The 19,650-nt window shown below is 72.2% G+C and carries 20 protein-coding genes; 12 read left to right on the top strand and 8 right to left on the bottom strand.

All coding sequences use genetic code 11. The annotated features are described in order from the left end of the window. Positions 1 to 25: 25 nt before the first annotated feature. From ACFXDJ_RS10640 to ACFXDJ_RS10605, 8 genes are all read left to right on the top strand, one after another. The gene (locus ACFXDJ_RS10640; RefSeq protein ID WP_384652773.1) at positions 26 to 499 is read left to right on the top strand and encodes a MarR family winged helix-turn-helix transcriptional regulator; all 474 of its coding nucleotides are present in this window, start codon (positions 26 to 28) and stop codon (positions 497 to 499) included. A 269-nt stretch (positions 500 to 768) separates the two neighbouring features. Next, positions 769 to 2,433, top strand: coding sequence for a serine/threonine-protein kinase (locus ACFXDJ_RS10635; RefSeq protein ID WP_384652771.1), 1,665 nt, complete (start codon positions 769 to 771; stop codon positions 2,431 to 2,433). 171 nt (positions 2,434 to 2,604) lie between these two features. Continuing rightward, positions 2,605 to 3,678, top strand: a complete 1,074-nt coding sequence (locus ACFXDJ_RS10630) for an alpha/beta hydrolase (protein ID WP_384652769.1) — start codon at positions 2,605 to 2,607, stop codon at positions 3,676 to 3,678. Then, positions 3,665 to 4,918 (top strand): acyltransferase, encoded by a 1,254-nt coding sequence (locus ACFXDJ_RS10625; RefSeq protein WP_384652768.1) that lies wholly within the window; start codon positions 3,665 to 3,667, stop codon positions 4,916 to 4,918. Before ACFXDJ_RS10630 ends, ACFXDJ_RS10625 begins: the two co-directional genes overlap by 14 nt. Before the next feature lie 10 nt (positions 4,919 to 4,928). Continuing rightward, complete coding sequence (locus tag ACFXDJ_RS10620) at positions 4,929 to 6,320, top strand: sensor histidine kinase (protein WP_384848844.1); 1,392 nt, start codon at positions 4,929 to 4,931, stop codon at positions 6,318 to 6,320. 11 nt (positions 6,321 to 6,331) lie between these two features. After that, on the top strand, positions 6,332 to 7,003 hold the full coding sequence (locus ACFXDJ_RS10615; protein WP_384652782.1) for a response regulator: 672 nt from the start codon (positions 6,332 to 6,334) through the stop codon (positions 7,001 to 7,003). Between the two features lie 89 nt (positions 7,004 to 7,092). Beyond that, positions 7,093 to 8,415, top strand: a complete 1,323-nt coding sequence (locus tag ACFXDJ_RS10610) for a sensor histidine kinase (RefSeq protein ID WP_384652764.1) — start codon at positions 7,093 to 7,095, stop codon at positions 8,413 to 8,415. Then, positions 8,412 to 9,071, top strand: a complete 660-nt coding sequence (locus ACFXDJ_RS10605) for a response regulator (RefSeq protein ID WP_384652761.1) — start codon at positions 8,412 to 8,414, stop codon at positions 9,069 to 9,071. Before ACFXDJ_RS10610 ends, ACFXDJ_RS10605 begins: the two co-directional genes overlap by 4 nt. Positions 9,072 to 9,131: 60 nt before the next feature. Here ACFXDJ_RS10605 and ACFXDJ_RS10600 read toward each other — a convergent pair whose 3' ends face one another. Continuing rightward, positions 9,132 to 10,772 carry an ABC transporter permease gene (locus ACFXDJ_RS10600; protein WP_384652759.1) on the bottom strand — a complete coding sequence of 547 codons (1,641 nt, stop codon included), beginning with the start codon at positions 10,770 to 10,772 and terminating at the stop codon, positions 9,132 to 9,134. Further along, positions 10,769 to 11,683 (bottom strand): ATP-binding cassette domain-containing protein, encoded by a 915-nt coding sequence (locus ACFXDJ_RS10595; RefSeq protein ID WP_384652757.1) that lies wholly within the window; start codon positions 11,681 to 11,683, stop codon positions 10,769 to 10,771. The genes ACFXDJ_RS10600 and ACFXDJ_RS10595 overlap by 4 nt, the downstream gene beginning before the upstream one ends. 65 nt (positions 11,684 to 11,748) lie before the next feature. Between ACFXDJ_RS10595 and ACFXDJ_RS10590 the strand changes: the two genes are divergently transcribed. Continuing rightward, the gene (locus ACFXDJ_RS10590) at positions 11,749 to 12,234 is read left to right on the top strand and encodes a GbsR/MarR family transcriptional regulator (protein ID WP_384652756.1); all 486 of its coding nucleotides are present in this window, start codon (positions 11,749 to 11,751) and stop codon (positions 12,232 to 12,234) included. A 135-nt stretch (positions 12,235 to 12,369) separates the two neighbouring features. Then, positions 12,370 to 13,056 carry an alpha/beta hydrolase gene (locus ACFXDJ_RS10585; protein WP_384652754.1) on the top strand — a complete coding sequence of 229 codons (687 nt, stop codon included), beginning with the start codon at positions 12,370 to 12,372 and terminating at the stop codon, positions 13,054 to 13,056. On the opposite strand, the gene ACFXDJ_RS10580 is transcribed toward ACFXDJ_RS10585, so the two are convergent. Continuing rightward, positions 12,990 to 13,490, bottom strand: a complete 501-nt coding sequence (locus ACFXDJ_RS10580; RefSeq protein ID WP_384652752.1) for a hypothetical protein — start codon at positions 13,488 to 13,490, stop codon at positions 12,990 to 12,992. The genes ACFXDJ_RS10585 and ACFXDJ_RS10580 overlap by 67 nt on opposite strands. A 101-nt stretch (positions 13,491 to 13,591) precedes the next feature. Next, entirely contained in the window at positions 13,592 to 14,497 is a 906-nt protein-coding gene (locus ACFXDJ_RS10575) for a diacylglycerol kinase (protein ID WP_384652780.1), read from the bottom strand. 184 nt (positions 14,498 to 14,681) lie between these two features. Here ACFXDJ_RS10575 and ACFXDJ_RS10570 point away from each other — a divergent pair, with 184 nt between their 5' ends. Next, on the top strand, positions 14,682 to 15,965 hold the full coding sequence (locus tag ACFXDJ_RS10570) for an adenylosuccinate synthase (RefSeq protein WP_384652750.1): 1,284 nt from the start codon (positions 14,682 to 14,684) through the stop codon (positions 15,963 to 15,965). A gap of 68 nt (positions 15,966 to 16,033) precedes the next feature. On the opposite strand, the gene ACFXDJ_RS10565 is transcribed toward ACFXDJ_RS10570, so the two are convergent. Continuing rightward, on the bottom strand, positions 16,034 to 16,429 hold the full coding sequence (locus ACFXDJ_RS10565) for a DNA-binding protein (protein ID WP_384652778.1): 396 nt from the start codon (positions 16,427 to 16,429) through the stop codon (positions 16,034 to 16,036). Next, complete coding sequence (locus ACFXDJ_RS10560) at positions 16,429 to 16,677, bottom strand: hypothetical protein (RefSeq protein WP_384652748.1); 249 nt, start codon at positions 16,675 to 16,677, stop codon at positions 16,429 to 16,431. The genes ACFXDJ_RS10565 and ACFXDJ_RS10560 overlap by 1 nt, the downstream gene beginning before the upstream one ends. 141 nt (positions 16,678 to 16,818) lie before the next feature. On the opposite strand from ACFXDJ_RS10560, the gene ACFXDJ_RS10555 reads away from it, so the two are divergent. Beyond that, on the top strand, positions 16,819 to 17,319 hold the full coding sequence (locus ACFXDJ_RS10555; RefSeq protein WP_384652746.1) for a carboxymuconolactone decarboxylase family protein: 501 nt from the start codon (positions 16,819 to 16,821) through the stop codon (positions 17,317 to 17,319). Between the two features lie 34 nt (positions 17,320 to 17,353). Here the strand turns inward: ACFXDJ_RS10555 and ACFXDJ_RS10550 are convergent, their stop codons facing one another. After that, entirely contained in the window at positions 17,354 to 18,190 is an 837-nt protein-coding gene (locus tag ACFXDJ_RS10550) for a hypothetical protein (protein WP_384652744.1), read from the bottom strand. A gap of 141 nt (positions 18,191 to 18,331) precedes the next feature. Next, on the bottom strand, positions 18,332 to 19,147 hold the full coding sequence (locus ACFXDJ_RS10545; RefSeq protein WP_384652742.1) for an alpha/beta fold hydrolase: 816 nt from the start codon (positions 19,145 to 19,147) through the stop codon (positions 18,332 to 18,334). Between the last annotated feature and the right edge of the window lie 503 nt (positions 19,148 to 19,650).

The raw sequence follows: 19,650 nt of genomic DNA, 5'->3' as shown, positions 1-19,650 counted from the left end.
GCCCCCGGTTTCGGGAAGGGGCGGGGTGGGGGAAACCTCCACCCGCACCCGGCAGGACCTCCTGAGCCGCACCGCCCTCGGCGTGTTCCGCCTCAACGGCCAGTTCCTCTCCGTGTCCGAAGAACTCGCCCGCCCGGCAGGGCTGACCGCAGCCTGGTGGCAAGTGCTCGGCGCCGTGCTCCACGAGCCCCTCCCCGTCGCCGGCATCGCCCGCGCCATGGGCATCACCCGGCAGAGCGTCCAGCGCATCGCCGATCTCCTGGCGGCCAAGGGCCTCGCCGAGTACGTCCCGAACCCGGCCCACCGCCGCGCGAAGCTGCTGCGCCCGACCGAGGCCGGCCGCACGGCCATCGCCCGCATCGGCCCGGGACACGCCACCCTCGCCACCCGCCTCGCGGAGGCCCTGGGCGAGGACGGCTTCGCCGAAACGGTCCGCGTCCTGGAACGCCTGTCAGCCGCCCTGGACACCTTGCCGCCCCCGCCGGACTCCCCGGCCTAGGCCGGCTCGTCCGGATCCCGCCGGTCAGGCCTGCCCCGTCCGGTGCCGTCCCTCGACGCACTACCGGACGGCGCGGGCCGGCCAAGAGCCGGAAGAGCCGGCCTGGTTCGGGCCAACCAAACCCCACGCAGAGCGAGCCGGCCGGGCCGGGCCGCGGCACTAGGTAAGGTCGGCGCGGGCCAAGTCGGCCCGGAAGAACCGCAGGTCGGGGTGGCGACGGTCAGGACAGGCGGAGTCGAGGCGAGTCCCAGGGGGAGGACCAACCCGTCATGGAACCACTGCACCCGCGGGACCCACACCACATCGGCCCCTACCGGCTGCTCGCCCGCCTGGGCTCCGGCGCCGATGCCGACGCAGGCACCATGGGCCGGGTCTACCTCGCCCGCTCCGAATACCGCGGAACCGACACCGACACCGGCACCGGCACCGGCACCGGCACCGGGAACCCCGGGCCCCGGCCCCGCCCCCACACCGCCGCCGTGAAACTGATCTGCCCCGCCCTCGCCGCCCACCCCGACTTCCGCGCCCGTTTCCGCCGCGAGGTCGCCGCCGCCCGCCTGGTCGGCGGAGCCTGGACCGCGCCCCTCCTCGACGCCGATCCCGACGCCGAAGTCCCCTGGCTGGCCACCGCCTACATCCCCGGGCCCAGCCTTCGCGAAGCCGTCGACCGCGACTTCGGGCGGCTGCCGACCCGCACGGTACGGGTTCTGGCCGAGGGGCTCTCGTACGCCCTCCAGGACATCCACCGTGCCGGCCTCGTCCACCGGAACCTGAAACCCGCCGACGTCCTGCTCACCATCGACGGCCCCCGCCTCATCGGCCTCGCCACGGCGAGCACGCACCACCACCCCCACGCCCGCGCTCACCTCCACACCCCCGAACTCCCCGCTTCCCTCCCCTTCCTCTCCCCCGAGCAACTCCACGGCACCCAACCCGTGACCCCGGCCTGCGACGTCTTCGGCCTCGGCGCGGTCCTCGCCTACGCCGCCACCGGCCGCCCGCCCTTCGGCGACGCCGAGCAGCCCGGCGGCACCGCCGCGCTCCGGCTGCGCATATCCGAAGCGGAACCGGACCTGGACGACGTAGCACCCGCACTACGTGACCTCGTACGGGATTGCCTGCGCAAGGAGCCGACCGCGCGCCCGATGCCCGCCGAGGTCCTCGCCCGGGTCGCCGCGGGCCGGGCGGCCGCCCCGGATCCATGGCTGCCGGAACAGGTGGTCGCGCGGCTCGGGCAGCACGCCGCCGCCCTGCTCGACCGCGAGGAAGCCGGCCCGGACCGCCGCCCCGCCCCCGCGGCGCCCGCGCGCCCGACTCCCTCTCTGTACATAGAGGAAGCGGAACCCCACCCCCAGTCCCGACCAGGCTCTCGCCCCGGCCCCGGCCCCAACCCCGCCCCCGACTCCTGCTCCGTCCCCGTGTCCCCCTCCACCGCGTTCCTCGTCGCCGTCGCCGCGGTCGTCACCGTCGCGGCGGGCGGCTCGGTCTACGCCATCATGAGCGGCGACGAACGGCCCCTGTACGCCCCCGGCGCCCCGCCTCCCACCCCGACCGGGCCCGCCCGCGCCCCCTCCTCCGCCCCCTCGGCGATCGGTACGCCCGCCCCCGCCGCACTCTCCCCGGCCTACCTCGGCAGCTGGTACGCCGCCTCCGACACCGAGACCTGGCAACTCACCCTCAGCCCCGGCACGGTCGGCTCCCCCGTCATGTCCCTGACCCTCCGGTCGGCCGACGGCCTCGACTGCTCCTGGACGGCTCCCCTGCGCTCCGCCGCCCCCGACACCGTCGAGTTGGGCCCCTCCACCGTCACTCCCGGCACCCCGTCGACCTGCCCGCCCGACGGCCCGAGCGCGCTGCGCCCGCTGCCCGACGGGAGCCTGGTACGGGAGCTCGCGGACACGCCCGGCACACCGCTGACCTACCACCGGGGGTAGTCCTTCCGATGTCCCTTGTCCCTGGGACTCACCCGTAGCCCCTGTCATACCTGAGAGCTACTTGCGAAAGCCGCTCTCCAGCGGGACGCCGACCACGGGCCCCGATTCCTAACTTCGTGACCAGAGAAGAACGCCGCACCGCCCCCTCTGGCACGAGCGAAGGAACGGACCATGACCCGCCGACCCACCGCACGTCCCGACGGCCGCTCCCCCGGCCGCCGTACCGGCCGCCTGCGCCGCACGCTGCTGGCCGGGCTCGTCACCACGGCCGTCGTGTTCCCCGTTTCCGCCGCCGCTTCCGCCGATGTCCCCGCCCCGGCCCCCGCGGCCCTCACCGAGGCCGCCTCCCTCCCGGACCGGTACGCCGCCAACCTCGCGAACCTGACCGAGGCCGCCCGGACGGCCGCCGACGCAGGCCGCACCGGCCGCGCCGCGAAGCTCCAGGCGATGGAGGCGGGCGGCGGTGCCCGGTTCTTCTCCTTCGACGGCCGCGGAAAGGGCCGCGCGATAGAGGTGTTCGGCGATCTGGAGACCGCGGACCGGGTCACGGTCCTGGTCCCCGGGTCGGACACGACGCTGGACACCTACCAGAGGTTCCGCGCCGGGGCCGTCGTCCTTCAGCAGCGCCTCCAGGCCGAGCACAGCCGCTCCGCCGTGGTCGCCTGGCTCGGGTACGACACCCCCGGCACGGTCAGCCCGACCGTCCTGACCACCGGCCGTGCCGACGCCGCCGCCGCCGAACTCGGGCCCTTCCTGGCCCGCTTGGAGCGGCTGACCGTCCCGGACGCCCGTCTCTCGCTCCTCTGTCACTCCTACGGATCCGTCGTCTGCGCCCGTACCCAGACCGGCCCCAAGGTCACCGACATGGCCCTGTTCGGCAGCCCGGGCACCGGCGCCGACTCCGCCGCCGGTCTGCCCACCGGCGCCCGGGTCTGGGCGGGCCGGGGCGCCGACGACTGGATCGCGCACGTCCCGCACGTCCGGCTCGGCGGGGTCGGCTTCGGCACCGACCCGGTGGACCCGGCCTTCGGAGCGCTGCCCTTCGCGGCCGGATCCGGCGGGCACAGCGACTACCTCAAGCCGGACACCGAGTCCCTGAACAGCCTGGCCTCGATCGTGCTCGGCACCTCCCCGGCCGCCACCACGACAGCCACCACGACCGCCACCGCCACCGCGGCCCCCACAGCCGCCACAGCCGCCACAGCCGCCACCATCACCCCGGAGGTCTCCCGTGCGTTCGCGTAAGCTCCACGCCCGCTGGTCCGTCCTCGCGGACCGGATCGACGCCGGTACACCCGCCCACCGGGACAGGGCCGTGGACGCCCTGCGGGCCTTCGCCATCCTCGGCGTGGTCCTGGGCCACTGGCTGGTCACCGCGCTCACGACCACCGACGGCGGCCTGCGGACCACCAGCCCGCTGGCCCATATGAGCGCACTGGCCCCGGTCTCCTGGGTGTTCCAGACCCTGGCCGTCTTCTTCCTGGTCGGCGGTCATGTCGCGGCCCAGGGCTACGAGTCCGCGCGCGGGCGCGGAGTCTCGTACGGCCAGTGGATCGGGCAGCGGCTGGGCCGGCTGTTCCGGCCGGTCGCCGCCGTCCTCGTCCTCTGGACCGTCGCGGCCTGCGGAATGCTGCTCGGCGGGGTCGGGACGGACACCGTCCACACCTTGCTCAAGCTCGTCCTGTCCCCCCTGTGGTTCCTCCTCGTCTTCGCAGCGCTCACCGCGGCGACCCCGCTCGTGGCCCGGCTCAACCCCTTGTGGCCGCTGGCCGTGGTGGCCCTCGTCGACGGCTGGCGGTTCGGGCTCGGCGGGCCCGAGTGGATCGGCTGGGTCAATGTGGCCGCCGGCTGGCTGGTCCCCTACACCCTGGGGGCCGCCTGGTCCCGGGGCGCGTTCACCCGGCGGCCGGTGTCCGTTGGCGGCGGCTCGCCGCAGGCGGCCGCCCTGCTGCTGGGCGGCGGCACCGCGGCCACGGCCGCGCTGATCCTCTGGGGCGGATACCCGGCATCCATGGTCGGTGTGCCCGGTGACGCGATATCGAACCTGAACCCGCCGACCCTGGCCGCCGTCACGTTCGGCCTGGCCCAGTGCGGGCTGGCGCTGCTGGTGCGGGAGCCGCTGGCCCGCGCGATGCGCCGGCCGCGGGCCTGGGCGAAGGTGGCCCTGGTGAACCTGTCCGCCATGACCATCTTCCTGTGGCACCAGACCGCGATGATGGCCGTCACCGCCCTGGGGCTGCTGGTCTCCACGGACCTGCCCGGTCTGCACACCGTGCCCGCCTCTCCGGAATGGATAGCCGCCAGGCTGCTGTGGCTGCCGGTGTTCGCGGCCGCGCTCACGGTCTGCTGGGCCGCCTTCCGGTCCTACGAGCAGGGCGGCCATCGCCCCAAGGGCCGTGCCGGGCGCGGATCTTCCGGGACCGGGACCATCGTCGCGACGAGCGGCGGCCGGGTGGCGACGGCCAAGGAGAGCATCCATGCCTAGGCTGGACGGCGTGAACGAGCAAAGCGAGCCCCCGGCATCGGCCTTGACGAAGTCCGAGGCCGGCGCCACCGGCGGCGGCGCCGCCGTGGCGCCCTCCGCCGGCCGCCCCGGCAGAACCTCGGCCGTGGTGCGCGGTGTTGCCCGGAGCCTGTTCGACTTCAAGTCCGACCCGCTCCCGAAGATGTCGCGGCCGCGCTGGCTGGCCTGGCTGCCGCATGTCGCGCTCGTCTACCTGGCCGTGCTCTTCCTCTTCCTCACCTCGTCGCAGCTGGCGGACCACTACTCCGTCGGCGGCGCCGCCCTCGTGTTCCCTCCGATCATCACCGGCCTGGCGATCATCGTCGCCATGCGCCGGCCCATGGCCGGGTTCTGGCTCGGCCTGAGCTCCTCGGCCTACATCGCGTGGACGATCCACGACCACATCGGGCAGGGCCAGAGTTGGCCCTGGATGCCCGCCGGGATCTTCGCCTTCGCCCCGGTGCTGCTGCTCGTCGCCCTGCGCGTACCGCCCCGGGTGACCATCGGGGCCGTCTCCGCGGCCATCGCCTACACCGGACTCGCCGAGACGATCTTCAAGCCGGAACACAGCACGAGCAGCACCCCGGGAGCCATCCTCCTCTTCGGTTTCACCGGGCTCCTGGGCCACGCCCTGCGCGCGACGCGGCTGGCCCGCACGAAACTCGTCGAGCAGGAGACCCTCACCGAAGCCGAGCGCGCCCAGCGCACCCTGCTCGAAGAGCGCAGCCGGATCGCCCGCGAGCTGCACGACGTGGTCGCGCACCACATGTCGGTGATCTCCATCCAGGCCCAAGTGGCCCCCTACCTCGTGGAGAACCCGTCCGAGGAGCTGAAGGAGAATCTGGCGGGCATCCGCGCGAACGCCCTGGAGGCGCTGACGGAGCTGCGCCGGGTGCTGGGCGTACTGCGCTCCGAGCACCCGGACGATCCCGCCAACCCGCATCATCCGCAGCCCACCCTGGCCGAGTTGGACGGCCTCGTGGACAACGTGCGGGCGGCCGGGCTGGACGTCACCACCGAGATCGCGGGCATCCGGCGCCCGCTGACCCCGGGCGTCGAGCTCACCGCGTACCGCATCGTGCAGGAGGCGCTGAGCAACTGCCTGCGCCACGCGCCCGGATCCCGCGTGGAGGTCGGTATCGCCTACGGACCCCGCGATCTGCACCTGTGCGTCGCCAACACCGCGCCCACCCGGCCGGCTCCGCCGTCCCCGGGCGCGGGACACGGCCTGCTGGGAATGCGGGAGCGAGCGGGCATGCTGGGAGGAGAGCTGGCCGCCGGCCCCCGCCCCGGCGGGGGGTACGAGGTGAGCGTCATCCTCCCGATGGACCCCGCCGCCCCCCACACCATCGGCCCCTCCCCCGAGACGAAGAAGGAAGCATGACTGCCCCGATCATGACGGCCCCGATCAAGGTGATGATCGTCGACGACCAGATGATGGTCCGACAGGGCTTCACCGTGCTCCTCAACGCCCAGCCCGACATCGAGGTCGTCGGCCAGGCCGTCGACGGCGCCGAGGCCGTGGCGAAGGTCGCCGAACTGGCGCCGGACGTGGTTCTGATGGACATCCGCATGCCCGGCATGGGCGGCATCGAGGCCACGTCCCTGATCACCTGCGCCCCCGGTTCCGCGGTGAAGGTGCTGGTGCTGACCACCTTCGACCTCGACGAGTACGTCTACGAGGCGCTGCGCGCCGGAGCCTCGGGGTTCCTGCTCAAGGACGCCTCGGCGGACCAGCTGGCCGAGGCGGTCCGGGTGATCGCGGCCGGTGACGCGCTCCTCGCGCCGAACATCACCAAGCGCCTGATCACCGAGTTCTCCCGGCTGGGGGCCCCGCGGGGGCCCTCGAAGGCGCGGATCGAGGAGCTGACGGAGCGGGAGACGGAGGTGCTGTCGCTGGTCGCCCAGGGCATGTCGAACGCGGAGATCGCCCAGCACCTGGTCCTGGCCGAGCAGACGGTGAAGACGCACGTGGGCCGGATCCTGGTGAAGCTGGGCCTGCGGGACCGCACCCAGGCCGCGGTGTTCGCTTACGAGACGGGTCTGATCCGTCCGACGGGCTACTGAGGTACCCCGGGTAGTACTTGAGAGGGACCCCGGAAGATCCCCTTCAGCGGCGACGCGGACCAGGACACTGCGGACCTACCGTGGGGAGCATGACCGAGACGACCCCCGGGGCGGCCCCCCGGACACCCGAGTTCCAGCTGGCGTCGGGCCTGATCCGGAGCCTGCGCGAGGACATGTTCACCGACGCCTTCGCCTACCGTCCGCTGGCCCCGATGCGCACGGACGGACCGGTGGTCCGCCGGCTCCCGCAGCGGATACGGGCGAGGGCGCCCCACCTGCCGCACGCGGCCGTGGGCCTGGCGGCGTTCGTCATCGTGTGCTTCGCGACCGTGACCAACGAGCTGTTCCAGGCGGGCGCGCTGTTCCTGGGATTGGTGGCGGCCACCCCGGTGCTGATGACCCTGGTGCGGCCCGTGGGGGCGTTCTGGGTCTCGGTGGCGGTGAACCTCTGCTTCCCGGTCATCACCCCGTGGGGCTCCAGCGGGCCCTGGGCGCCCAGCACGTTCCTCGCCTATCTCGCGACGCTGACCATCGTGGCGATGCGCACCCGGCCCCGGATCGCGGGCTGGATGTGGCTGGTGACCCTGGTCGTCGGCGGCGGGTTCGCCCTCCTCGGCCGCGGCCACTACGCCAGCCTCGGCCCGCTGCTCTTCGTCACGGCGATAGCCCTGCTGCTCGTCAGCATCCGCAACGTCCGCAAGCAGGCCGACCAGCAGGTCACGGCGCAGATCGAGGTCACGGCCGTCGAGCGGGACCGGCGGACGCTGCTGGAGGAGCGGACGACGATCGCCCGGGAGCTGCACGACGTGGTCGCCCACCACATGTCGGTGGTCGCCATCCAGGCGGAGGCCGCGCCCTACCGGGTGAAGAACCCGCCGCCGGAGCTGGAGGCGGCCTTCGTCACCATCCGGGAGAACGCGGTGGCGGCGCTGACGGAGCTGCGCCGGGTGCTGGGTGTGGTCCGCTCCGCGGACTACGAGGCGCCGGACGCCCCGCAGCCGACGCTGGCCTCGCTCGACGGGCTGCTGGCCAATGTGCGGGAGGCCGGGCTGAGCGTGGACAAGACGGTGACGGGTTCGGTGCGGGAGCTGCCGCCCGGTGTGGAGCTGTCGGCGTACCGGATCATCCAGGAGGCCCTGAGCAACACCCTGCGGCACGCGCCGGGCGCGGTGACCGGGGTCGAGGTCTCGTACGTACTGGGCGGGCTGGGCATACGCATCGTCAACGAGGCGGCGACCGGTGACGTGCGTCCCTCGCCGGGGTCCGGTCAGGGGATCACCGGGATGCGCGAGCGGGTGGCCATGCTGGAGGGGGAGATGACGGCCGGTGAGACGGCCGCGGGAGGGTACGAGGTGGCGGTGTACATACCGGTGCCCACCAGCCGCCCGGAGCCGGTGAAGGATCCGGCATGACGATCAGGGTGCTGATCGTCGACGATCAGATGATGGTCCGGGAGGGCTTCTCCGTCCTCCTGAACGCGATGGAGGGCATCGAGGTCGCCGGGGAAGCGGTGAACGGACGCGAGGCCATCGCGCAGGTGGCGGCGCTGAGGCCGGACGTGGTCCTGATGGACATCCGGATGCCGGAGATGAACGGCCTGGAGGCGACCCGGGCGATCGTGGCCGCCGACGCGAACGCGAAGGTGCTGGTCCTGACGACCTTCGACCTCGACGAGTACGTGTACCAGGCCCTCCAGGCCGGGGCCTCGGGGTTCCTCCTCAAGGACGCCTCCGCCCGGCAACTGGCCGACGGGGTCCGGGTGGTGGCCGCCGGCGAGGCGCTGCTCGCCCCCTCGGTGACCAGGCGGCTGATCACCGAGTTCGCGAAGCTCTCGGGCACCCGGACGTTCACGAGCACCGCGGCCACAGGGGAGTTGACGGAGCGGGAGACGGAGGTGCTGGTGCTGATCGCTCAGGGACTGTCCAACGCGGAGATAGCCGACCGGCTGATCATCGCCGAGTCCACGATCAAGACCCACGTGAGCCGAATCCTGGTGAAGCTGGGCCTGCGGGACCGCACCCAGGCCGCGGTCTTCGCCTACGAGACCCGTCTGGTGACCCCGACCTAGCCCTCTTCCGTCGATTCCGAAAAGTTGTCCACAGCTGTGGACAACTTTTCGAGCGTCGGGTCAGGCCGTCAGGTCGCGGCGGCGCAGAGCGGTCAGGCCGGCCGCCGCGAAGGCCGCCGCACATGCGGTCAGCGTCAGGAGGGGAGCCCAGGTCAGGGCCTGCGCGCCCGGTAGTTTCGGCAAGTGGGCGAAGGGCGAGAGGTCCAGCACCGCCCGGGGGAGGTTCAGCGCCGGGCCGATCCAGCCGAGCGCCAGCGCGGCCCCGGCCACCGCCCAGGCGGCCACCGCGTACCGGGGGGCCGCGCCGTACAGGAGCGCCGCGAAGGCCCCGATCACCCAGACGGCCGGGAGCTGCGCCAGGCAGGCCCCGACGGCCGCGCCGACGTCCTGCCCGTGGCCGACGCCCAGGCCCAGCCCCGCCAGCAGCAGGATCAGCACCGAGCCGCCGAAGGCCACGGCCAGGTGGCCGGCGGCCCAGCGCAGCCGGCCGACGGCGTGCGCGAGGAGCGGCTCCGCACGCTGCCCCGACTCCTCGCCGCTCAGGCGCAGCACCGCCGAGACGATGTAGAGGGCCGCCACCAGCCCGAGCATCCCGGCCATCGTCGCCAGGAAGGCATCGGTCAGGCCCGTTTGTCCGCCCGCGCCGCCAACACCCTGTGCGCCGCCCATCCGTTCGATGAGTTCCCGGGTCTTGGCGTTGTCCCCGACCAGCCGGGTGGCCCCGTCGGCCATCCCGCCGAACACCACACCGGCCACCAGGAATCCCAGGCTCCACCCGAGCAGAGCTCCGCGCTGCAGCCGCCACGCCAGCGCCCCGGCGCTGCCGAGCCGCCCCTGCGCCGGGCCCGGCCGGGCCGCCAGGAAGCTCATGCCGAGGTCACGGCGGCCGGCGAGTGCGTACGCCACGGCCGTCTGGGCCGCGATGGCCGCCGCGAACGGGGCGAGCACCCACCAGCGTTCGGCCGCGAAGGCCCGTAGGTGCTCCAGCCAGCCCAGCGGCGAGATCCAGGTCAGTGCGGAGGAGCTGTCCGCGGAGCCCGCGTCGCCCGCGGCCCGCAGCACGAAGGCCGCGCCGATCAGCGCCCCCGTGAGCCCCTTCGCCAGCCGCGCGCTCTCGGTGAACTGTGCCGCGATGGCGGCCGCCGAAGCGAACAGCATCCCGGTGGCTCCGATACCGAGCCCGAGCGCCAGCGCGCCGCCCGCGCCCCGCCCGGCGAGCCCGGCCGCGACGAGGAGGGCGACGAGGAGGTCGGCGGCGCAGGCCGCCAGCAGGGCCGCCGTGAGCGGGGCCCGGCGCCCCACCATGGCGGCGGACAGGAACTCCTGACGCCCCGTCTCCTCCTCTTCCCGGGTGTGCCGGACCACGATGACCAGGCTCATGATCCCGGCGAGCAGCCCGGCGAAGACCCCGCCCTTCCAGGCGGTCAGGGCGCCGATCGAGTCTCCGAAGACGGGGCCGTAGAGGGCGCGGAGCGCACCGTTGGAGTTCATCGTGGCGAGCAGGGCGGCCCGTTCGGCCGCCGTCGCGTACATCGATTCGAGCGACCCCGGCACGGCGAGCACCATCGAGGCCACGGCCAGGATCCAGACCGGCATCATCACGCGGTCGCGGCGCAGCGCGAGGCGCAGCAGGGCTGTCGTACCGGCCAGTTGACGACCCCTGGACAACGAAGGCAGCGAAGGCGACTGGTGGTTCTTCATCGGACCGGGCCCCTCTCCCCGTCGCCCTGCGGCGCGTAATGACGCAGGAAGAGCTCTTCGAGGGTCGGCGGGGTCGATGTCAGCGAGCGCACGCCGGATGCGGCGAGCGAGCGCAGTACGGCGTCCAGCTCGTCCGTGTCGACTTGGAGGCGGATCCTCAGCCCCCGCACCTCCACGTCGTGGACGCCTGGCAGGTGGGCGAGGCCGTTGGGCGGAGCGGCGAGCTCGGCGCTGATCGACGTACGCGTGAGGTGGCGGAGCTCGGCGAGGCTGCCGGTCTCGACCGTGCGGCCCTGGCGGATGATGCTGACCCGGTCGCAGAGGGCCTCGACCTCGCTGAAGAGGTGTGAGCTGAGGAGGACGGTGCAGCCGGCGGCGCGCGCTTCGACGACGCAGCTCCGGAAGACCTCCTCCATCAGCGGGTCGAGGCCGGAGGTGGGCTCGTCGAGGATGAGCAGTTCCGCGTCGGAGGCGAAGGCGGCGACGAGGGCGACCTTCTGCCGGTTGCCCTTGGAGTACGTACGCCCCTTCTTGGTCGGGTCGAGTTCGAACCGCTCGATCAGCGAGGCCCGGCGCCCCCGGTCCGAGCCGCCGCCGCGCAGCCGCCCGTAGAGGTCGATGACCTCGCCGCCGGAGAGGTTGCGCCAGAGGGTGACGTCTCCGGGTACGTAGGCGACGCGGCGGTGGAGCTCGACGGCGTCGGCCCACGGGTCGCCACCGAGCAGTGCGGCGGTGCCGGAGTCGGCGCGCAGCAGGCCCAGCAGGACCCGGATGGCGGTGGACTTGCCGGCGCCGTTGGGACCGAGGAAACCGTGGACCTCGCCGGTGGCGACCGAGAGGTCGAGTCCGTCCAGTGCGCGGGTTCGGCCGAACGCCTTGTGGAGTCCGGCGACGCTGATTGCCTTCGTCATGCTTCCGAACGTACGCTTCTTTCACAATTTTGTGAAGATTGAGAATGGCGGCGTAAAGTCGGGGCATGGACACACGGGACGACGAAGCGGTCTCCCGCTTCGTGGAGCGGTTCGCCGCGCAGCTGACCGAGGCGGGGATGCAGCGGATGGCGGCGCGGGTGTTCGCGCGGCTGCTCGCGAGCGACGGCGGCGCGATGACCTCGGCCGAGCTGAGCGAGGCGCTGCGGATCAGCCCGGCGGCGGTGTCGGGGGCCGTGTCGTACCTCTCCCAGGTCAACATGGTCAGCCGGGAGCGCGAGCCGGGTTCGCGGCGCGACCGCTACGTGCTGCACAACGAGCTCTGGTACGAGACCTTCACCCGCCGCGACCAGATCCTGACCCTCTGGGAGAAGACCCTGCGCGACGGCGCGGCCAGCCTGGGCCCCGACTCCCCGGCCGGCGCGCGGATCGCCGAGACGGCGGCGTTCTTCGAGTTCATGCAGGCGGAACTGCTGGGCCTGATGGACCGCTGGCGCACCCACCGCGCGACGCTGAACCTCCCGACGGGCTGAACGGGCCGGACCGGGCGACGACCGCATGGCAGCCGGACGACCGCATGGCAGCCAACAGACCGGCCGCCTAGCGTGAGCCGGGGGGCACCCGGGGCATCCGCCCGACACAGCACCGGAACGGAACGGAATCCATCCATGTCCGACACCCCCGCCATCGTCCTCGTCCACGGCTTCTGGGGCGGCGCCGCCCACTGGTCCAAGGTCATCGGCGAGCTCCACCGCCGCGGCCACACCGACCTGCACGCCGTCGAGAACCCGCTGACCTCCCTGGCCGAAGACGCCGAGCGGACCCGCAAGATGGTCCGGCAGATCGACGGGCCGGTCCTGCTCGTCGGTCACTCGTACGGCGGCGCCGTCATCACCGAGGCCGGCGACCTGCCCAATGTCACCGGTCTGGTCTACATCGCCGCGTTCGCCCCCGATGCCGGCGAGAGCCCCGGCGGGCTGACCCAGGAGATGCCGCCGGCGGCCGTCGAGAACATCGCGCCCGACTCCGACGGCTACCTGTGGGTCAAGCCGGACAAGTTCCACGAGAGCTTCGCCCAAGACCTCACCCCCGAGGAAGCCCTGGTCATGGCCGTGACCCAGAAGGCGCCCCTCGGCTCCACCTTCGGCGACAGCGTGACCGCACCCGCCTGGCGCGCGAAGCCGTGCTGGTACCAGGTCTCCACCGAAGACCGCATGATCCATCCCGACAACGAGCGCCGCATGGCCGCGCGGATGGATCCCCGCAAGACCATCGAGCTCAAGGCCAGTCACGCCTCCCTGGCGTCCCTCCCCGGCCCGGTCTGCGACCTCATCGAAGCAGCCGCCCGCGCCTGAGCCCGCCCGAGCGGCAACCGCCCGCGCGCCCTGACCAGCTCCCGGGCGCCCGGCGCCCAGACGACGGCCCCCCGCCCCGGATCCCCGGCCAGCCACACGAGCCGCTCCGCGGGCGGCGGGCCGGTACGGGTCCACGCGCGCTGCCGCAGCACCCTCCGGCCCAGCGGGACCACGCGCAGCCCGCCCCCGCGCAGCACCTCCGCGTCGTACGGGGTCCAGCGCAGCCCCGGTTCCCCGAGGACCCGGCGCACGCGCCGGACCGCGTAGAGCTCCCGGAGCGCGACGAGCACCGGCAGGCACAGCAGCACCAGCAGCACCACCCGAAGGGCCGCGGGACGGGTGATCAGCGCCCCGATCAGCGCGGGCCAGCACAGCAGCGGCGACACGCCGATCAGCAGGGCATCCTGCCGCCACTCTCCGAGCGCGTCCCGCACGGCCCCCTCCCCGGGCGGCCCACCACCGGGACCGCCCGAGCCACCGGGACCGCCCGAGCCATCCGGATCGCCCATGCCGCCCACGCCGCCCCCCGGCCCCCTCACCGCTGCGGCGGCAGGGTCAGCCCCCAGGCCGCCGGGTGCAGGGTCCACGTGCGGCGCCGGACCGGGCCCGTGACGGCGGCGTCGGCGCGATAGCGGAAGTCCGGGCCGGACACGGTCACCGTGGCCGCCCGCGCCCGCACCACGCGGTCCGCGGCGCCACCGGCACTCCCGTCTCCGCCACCCGCTCCCCCACCCGATCCGCCCGATCCGCCACCGGCTCCCCCGTCCGACCCGCCCAGCCGGACCAGTACGTCCGCCAGCCCGTCGCCCTCCCGGGCCGTCACGGTGACGTCCTCCACGAGCCGGTCCACATCCGCGAGGACCACTCCGTCGGCCTCGACCCGCAGCCGGTGCCCCCCGGACCCGCCGGAGGCCGATACCGGCGGGCGGACGAGCGTACGGACCAGCGAGCGGTACGCGCTCCACACCGACGGCCCGGCCGGCCGCGGCACGGCCCGTACCGGCGGGATGCCGATCCCGCCCAGCACCACCCCGTCGCTGTCGTCGACCAGCAGGTCGCGCATGCCGACGGTCCCGTCCAGGACCGCCCGCGCGGCGGACACCGCCGACAGCGGCACGCCCAGCTGCCTCGCCAGTCCCAGGGACCCCGGCTGGCCCACGGGAATCAGCGAAATCGCCCCTTGCGAGAGCGCCCGCTCCCGGTACAGCAGCCCGACCGCCCGTACGAGCGCGCGGTCGTCGCCCACGATCACCGGCCGGCGATGACCCCGGCGGGCAAGAGCCCGCGCAAACTCCTCCGGCGAGTCCGGGAGGCAGATTTTCGCCGCGGCTCCCGCTGACAGAACATCTTTCGCGATCCGCACGGACTCGCCGTCAAGACGGCGGGCGACCGGGTCGACGAGCACGAGCAGGCCGCCTACCGGCGCGCCCGCATGGCTCATGGTGGGCTCTGGAGCCGACACCTCGGTCCTTCCTCGGGTAGCATCTTTGTGCAAGAGGCCCTTGCGCTATTGCGCCAGGGCCTTCGTCTATTCCGGGGTACCGGTCCGACGGCTCAGCCTGCGGTGTACATCGTCGTACGCCCCCTGACCTTGGACATGCCCCATCCGGAAGAGGTGTACGCCTGTGCCCGCTCTTGTGCTGCTCGGAGCTCAGTGGGGTGACGAGGGCAAGGGAAAGGCCACCGACCTGCTCGGTGGATCCGTTGACTATGTAGTGCGTTACCAGGGTGGCAACAACGCCGGCCACACGGTCGTCGTAGGCGACCAGAAGTACGCACTGCACCTTCTCCCTTCCGGCATCCTCTCCCCCGGATGCACCCCGGTCATCGGCAACGGTGTCGTCATCGACCCGGCCGTCCTGCTCTCCGAGCTGCGCGGCCTCAACGAGCGCGGCATCGACACTTCCAAGCTGCTGGTCAGCGGCAACGCGCACGTGATCACGCCGTACAACGTCACCCTCGACAAGGTCGGCGAGCGCTTCCTCGGCAAGCGCAAGATCGGTACGACCGGCCGCGGCATCGGCCCGACCTACGCGGACAAGATCAACCGCGTCGGCATCCGGATCCAGGACCTCTACGACGAGTCGATCCTCACCCAGAAGGTCGAAGCGGCGCTGGAGGGCAAGAACCAGCTCCTCACGAAGCTGTACAACCGGCGCGCGATCGAGTCGGCGCAGATCGTCGAAGAGCTGCTCGGCTACGCGGAGCAGATCAAGCCGTACGTCGCCGACACCACCCTCATCATCAACAACGCGCTCGACGAGGACAAGGTCGTGCTCTTCGAGGGCGGCCAGGGCACCCTGCTCGACGTCGACCACGGCACGTACCCCTTCGTCACCTCCTCCAACCCGACCGCGGGCGGCGCCTGCACCGGTGCGGGCGTCGGTCCGACGAAGATCAGCCGCGTCATCGGCATCCTGAAGGCGTACACGACCCGCGTCGGCGCCGGCCCGTTCCCGACCGAGCTGTTCGACGCCGACGGCGAGGCCCTGCGCCGCATCGGCGGCGAGCGCGGCGTGACCACCGGCCGCGACCGCCGCTGCGGCTGGTTCGACGCGCCGATCGCCCGCTACGCGACCCGCGTGAACGGTCTGACGGACTTCTTCCTGACCAAGCTGGACGTGCTGACCGGCTGGGAAGAGATCCCGGTCTGCGTCGCGTACGAGATCGACGGCAAGCGCGTCGAGGAGCTCCCGTACTCGCAGACGGACTTCCACCACGCGAAGCCGATCTACGAAACCCTCCCCGGCTGGTCCGAGGACATCACCAAGGCCAAGACCTTCGCGGACCTCCCGAAGAACGCCCAGGCGTACGTCAAGGCGCTTGAGGAGATGTCGGGCGCCCCGATCTCCGCGATCGGCGTCGGCCCCGGCCGCACCGAGACGATCGAGATCAACTCGTTCCTCTAGGCGGTACCCGTACGACCCGAAGGGGCGGCAGGCGCACCAGCGCCGGCCGCCCCTTCGGCGTACGTACCTCAGAGCGCGACGAGCCTGACCCGGTCACCGCACAGCACCCGCATGTCGTCGACGTCGGACGTCAGCATGACCACGGGCCCCGGCTGGCGCAGCGCCATCTCGGCGACGGTCGCGTCGATGGCGTACTTGTGCCCGTGCAGCCCCGTGTCCTTGAGCAGTCGCGCGGCCCCCTTGGCCGCCTCAGCGGTCACCGGCTCGATCTTGACGGCGGACAGCGCCCAGTTCAGCTTGGAGGGGTTCACCCGCGCGTGGCTGACCTCCACGATGGTGTTCGCGCAGACGACCAGATCGGTGCCTGCCGATTGCAGCCGACGGATCAACGGGAGCACCTTGCGGTCTTGCTCGATCAGCGCGGACAGACCTTCGGAGTCCAAGACCGCGGTCACGTATCGCATCACGCGGCGACCGCCGGCTCCTCGCTCTGTTCAGGGCCGAAGAGTCTCGCCTCGGCCTCAGCCATCTCGGCCTCGGTGAAGGCCCCGTACTCCGCCTCGTGGTCGTCGAGGTACCGACCAAGGAGCTCGTTGCGGATCTGGCTGGCGACGGCCTCGGCCACGTACCCCGAGATGTTGTCCGTCAGCTTGCGCAGCTCCTCCACCTGCTCGGTGGGGAGCGTCACGGTGATGCGTGTAGTCCCTGACATACATCGAGCGTACTGCGGTATGCACCTCGGGGAGAACGCTGCGAAAAAGATTCCCCCGTTCGTGTCACATGTTCGAGCTCCCGATCGTCATTGCTGTGAGACGCCAACGAGGCGGACGAGCCGGACCCGAAGGAGAGCGACATGACGAACACCGACGCCCGCACCAACATCTCGCGGATGCCCAACCCGGGCGAGTTCGTTCCCGAGCTGGCCGACATCAGCGCCGCCCTCTTCCGGGCCACCGGCAACCGCTCGGTGCCGCGCGCCACGATGAGCCTCGTCCACCTGCGGGCCGGCCAGATCGTCGGCAACACCTACCTGACCACCCTGAACACCAGCTTCCTCCGCAAGGCCGGGGAGTCCGAGGAGCGCATCACCGCCGTCTCCTCCTGGATGGACGCCACCTGCTTCAACGACGCAGAGCGGGCCGCGCTCGCGCTGGCGGAGGCGACGCTCCAGCCCGCCCCGCACGGCAAGGAGCGGGTCTCCGACGAGCTGTACGCCGAGGTCGCGAAGCACTACGACGACAAGGCCCTCGCCACCCTCACCATCGCGATCGGCCAGATCAACTTCTTCATCGCCCTGGCTGTCATCGGCAAGCCGGCCCCCGTCACCTCCCTCGCCGACGAGCAGTGGGACTGAGGGGCGGCGTCAGCGCACGGGAACGGCCCGCCGGTCAGGGAGTGGTGCACAACACGTCGGCGAAGAGGGCGCGCTGGTCGGAGCTCCTGTTCTTGGCCCGAGCCGTCCAGCCCGTATCCGTCGGGATCGTGGTGGTGAGGAGGACATCGAGGCCGCCGAGTCCGCCCCCGCCCACCGGCACCTGCCCGGCGGGGCACTCCGCGTGGGCCGTGCCCACCTCTCCGGCCGCCAGAATGACCTTGACGGTCTTGAAGCTGGGCTCCGAGTCGGAGCAGACGGCGAGCGCCCGGACGTACGAATCAGGGGCTTCCGGGGAGTAGTCCGTGTACTTCGCCGCCACCGTCCACGCCCTGATGTTGGCGGAGCCCGACCACACGACGAACGAGCGGGGGCCGGCCTGGACTCCGCCGCCCACCGCGTACCGGGGGTAGTCGCAGCCGGCGGATGCGCTGTTGAAGTCCCCGGGCTGAATGGAACTGTCCCGACCGACATCGTAGGTAATGGTGCTGTCCGTCGAGCAGACCGCCCGGGGATGCACCGTCTGCACCTCGTTGGTGCTGTTGTAGACCCGCACCTGCCAGCTGTTCCGCACCAGGTTCGGGGCCGATTCTTTGAAGAAGACCGCGGCCAGGGAGTCGTTTCCGACCTTCGCGCCTCCCCCTGTGGGTTTGGTCCCTTGCGGGCAGACCGCGGCGGCCGTCCCTTCCTTGCCGGGGTACAGGAGGAGGGGGTGACCCGGCTCCTGGGTGACGGTGCGGATCATCGACGTCGGCCCGCCGCCCGCCCAGGCGTACGGGCCCGAGACCGGAAGGGCCGCGGCAAGAAGCGCACTGGCGAGGGCAACCAGGGTGCGGGGGCGGATGGGTTTCATGTCGGCCTTCGCTTCCTACGCGGGTACGGGACAGCCCTGGCCTTCCCGCATCCCGCGGGGTGATCCGCCCGGCCCCCCGTTCGGCGCAGGAAGAAACGTATGCGCGCATGCCGAACGGGTGACCCCGCCCGCCCCGCGGTGTCAGGCCTGCCGGATGAAGCGGGTGAGGGCGGCGACGTACTCCTGGGGGTGGGTGAGGTGCGGGATGTGGCCCGCACCTTCGAGCGTCTGACGACGGGCCCGGGGAAGGGCCTGCGCCAGGTGGTCGAGGACCGTCCCCAGCCAGGCCGGGCTCTCCGAGCCGCCGCTCAGCAGTACCGGTACGTCGCACCGGGAAAGCCCGTCCAGATCCAGTGAAGCCCAGTCCGGGTCGGACTGTTCGTCCAGGAAGGTCGGGGCGTTGTGCGCGAACGTCTCGCGCACCTTCCGGGGCACCGGCTCCCACATGCCGGGCCCCATGGCGACCTCCTCCACGAACAGCCGCGCGCCCTGCTCGTTCTCGCCCTTCCGGACGAGGTCGAGCACGGCCTCGATCGAGGCCCTCGCCGCCCCCACCTCCTCCATCGCGGCCGGGTCGCCGGCCACGATCGCGGCGAGCGGCGGCTCGTGGACCGTGAGGGTGCGGAAGAGCTCCGGCCTACGAGCCGCCAACCCCAGCGCGGTGGACCCTCCGAAGGAGTTGCCGGCCACGTGCGCGGGAGCCGGGCCGAGCTGCTCGATCAGGGCCGCCAGATCGTCCTCGTCCTGCCTCCGGGTCCCGGGCGCCGGGCCCGCCTCGCTCTGTCCGTGTCCGCGGCGGTCGTAGCTCAGCACCCGGAACGAGGCACGGACGTCCGCCTCGATCGCGAGCTTCCAGGAGGTGTGGTCGTTCCACGATCCGTGGACGAGGACGAGCGGTTCGCCCTCCCCGACGACCTCGTAGTAGAGATTCGGGCCACTCGCGCGAAGAAACGGCATGCCCTCTCCCTACCAACGCCGACGACGCCACAACCCGCGCCACCGGCCGGAAAGTCCCCATTGCACACGTTCGGGCGATGACAAAGCGTCAGGGTTTCCCAAAGATCAAGGCACCGCGGCCACGAGGCAGGTATAGGCCTGCGCCCGGTTCGCTGCCGGCACGGGGTCTGGGTTGGTCGGGACACAGAGGGTCTCAGCGACACGGAGACCCACCACACAAGAGGGACTAGGTTGAAGAGAACAACTGGCCGAGCGCAGCTGTTCAGGGCACTTGGCACTCTCGGCGTCGTGACGGCGCTCTGCTCCGTCGCAATCCCCCCTGCCGCAACGGCACAGGCGACTCCCGCCGGACCGCCGACGACCACGCACCACGTCCAACCGTCGTACACACGGGGGAACATCACGAAGTGTCCGGCGGGCACGACGACGTTCATCAACACGTCGGACCTGGATCCGGGCAACCAGAGCAGGAACTACTCGAACGGCCCCACCACCTTCAACGC

This window comes from Streptomyces sp. NPDC059443 (assembly GCF_042750105.1).
Lineage (GTDB): Bacteria > Actinomycetota > Actinomycetes > Streptomycetales > Streptomycetaceae > Streptomyces.
Note: the sequence above shows the minus strand (reverse complement) of the source record. Positions and strands in the feature narration are given on the sequence as shown.

Excerpts from the sequence above, each read along its gene's own strand:
- ACFXDJ_RS10635 (WP_384652771.1), top strand. The coding sequence starts at position 769 with ATGGAACCACTGCACCCGCGGGACCCACACCACATCGGCCCCTACCGG.
- ACFXDJ_RS10630 (WP_384652769.1), top strand. The coding sequence starts at position 2,605 with ATGACCCGCCGACCCACCGCACGTCCCGACGGCCGCTCCCCCGGCCGC.
- ACFXDJ_RS10615 (WP_384652782.1), top strand. The coding sequence starts at position 6,332 with ATGACGGCCCCGATCAAGGTGATGATCGTCGACGACCAGATGATGGTC.
- ACFXDJ_RS10610 (WP_384652764.1), top strand. The coding sequence starts at position 7,093 with ATGACCGAGACGACCCCCGGGGCGGCCCCCCGGACACCCGAGTTCCAG.
- ACFXDJ_RS10605 (WP_384652761.1), top strand. The coding sequence starts at position 8,412 with ATGACGATCAGGGTGCTGATCGTCGACGATCAGATGATGGTCCGGGAG.
- ACFXDJ_RS10600 (WP_384652759.1), bottom strand. The coding sequence starts at position 10,772 with ATGAAGAACCACCAGTCGCCTTCGCTGCCTTCGTTGTCCAGGGGTCGT.
- ACFXDJ_RS10595 (WP_384652757.1), bottom strand. The coding sequence starts at position 11,683 with ATGACGAAGGCAATCAGCGTCGCCGGACTCCACAAGGCGTTCGGCCGA.
- ACFXDJ_RS10590 (WP_384652756.1), top strand. The coding sequence starts at position 11,749 with ATGGACACACGGGACGACGAAGCGGTCTCCCGCTTCGTGGAGCGGTTC.
- ACFXDJ_RS10585 (WP_384652754.1), top strand. The coding sequence starts at position 12,370 with ATGTCCGACACCCCCGCCATCGTCCTCGTCCACGGCTTCTGGGGCGGC.
- ACFXDJ_RS10575 (WP_384652780.1), bottom strand. The coding sequence starts at position 14,497 with ATGAGCCATGCGGGCGCGCCGGTAGGCGGCCTGCTCGTGCTCGTCGAC.
- ACFXDJ_RS10565 (WP_384652778.1), bottom strand. The coding sequence starts at position 16,429 with ATGCGATACGTGACCGCGGTCTTGGACTCCGAAGGTCTGTCCGCGCTG.
- ACFXDJ_RS10560 (WP_384652748.1), bottom strand. The coding sequence starts at position 16,677 with ATGTCAGGGACTACACGCATCACCGTGACGCTCCCCACCGAGCAGGTG.
- ACFXDJ_RS10555 (WP_384652746.1), top strand. The coding sequence starts at position 16,819 with ATGACGAACACCGACGCCCGCACCAACATCTCGCGGATGCCCAACCCG.
- ACFXDJ_RS10550 (WP_384652744.1), bottom strand. The coding sequence starts at position 18,190 with ATGAAACCCATCCGCCCCCGCACCCTGGTTGCCCTCGCCAGTGCGCTT.
- ACFXDJ_RS10545 (WP_384652742.1), bottom strand. The coding sequence starts at position 19,147 with ATGCCGTTTCTTCGCGCGAGTGGCCCGAATCTCTACTACGAGGTCGTC.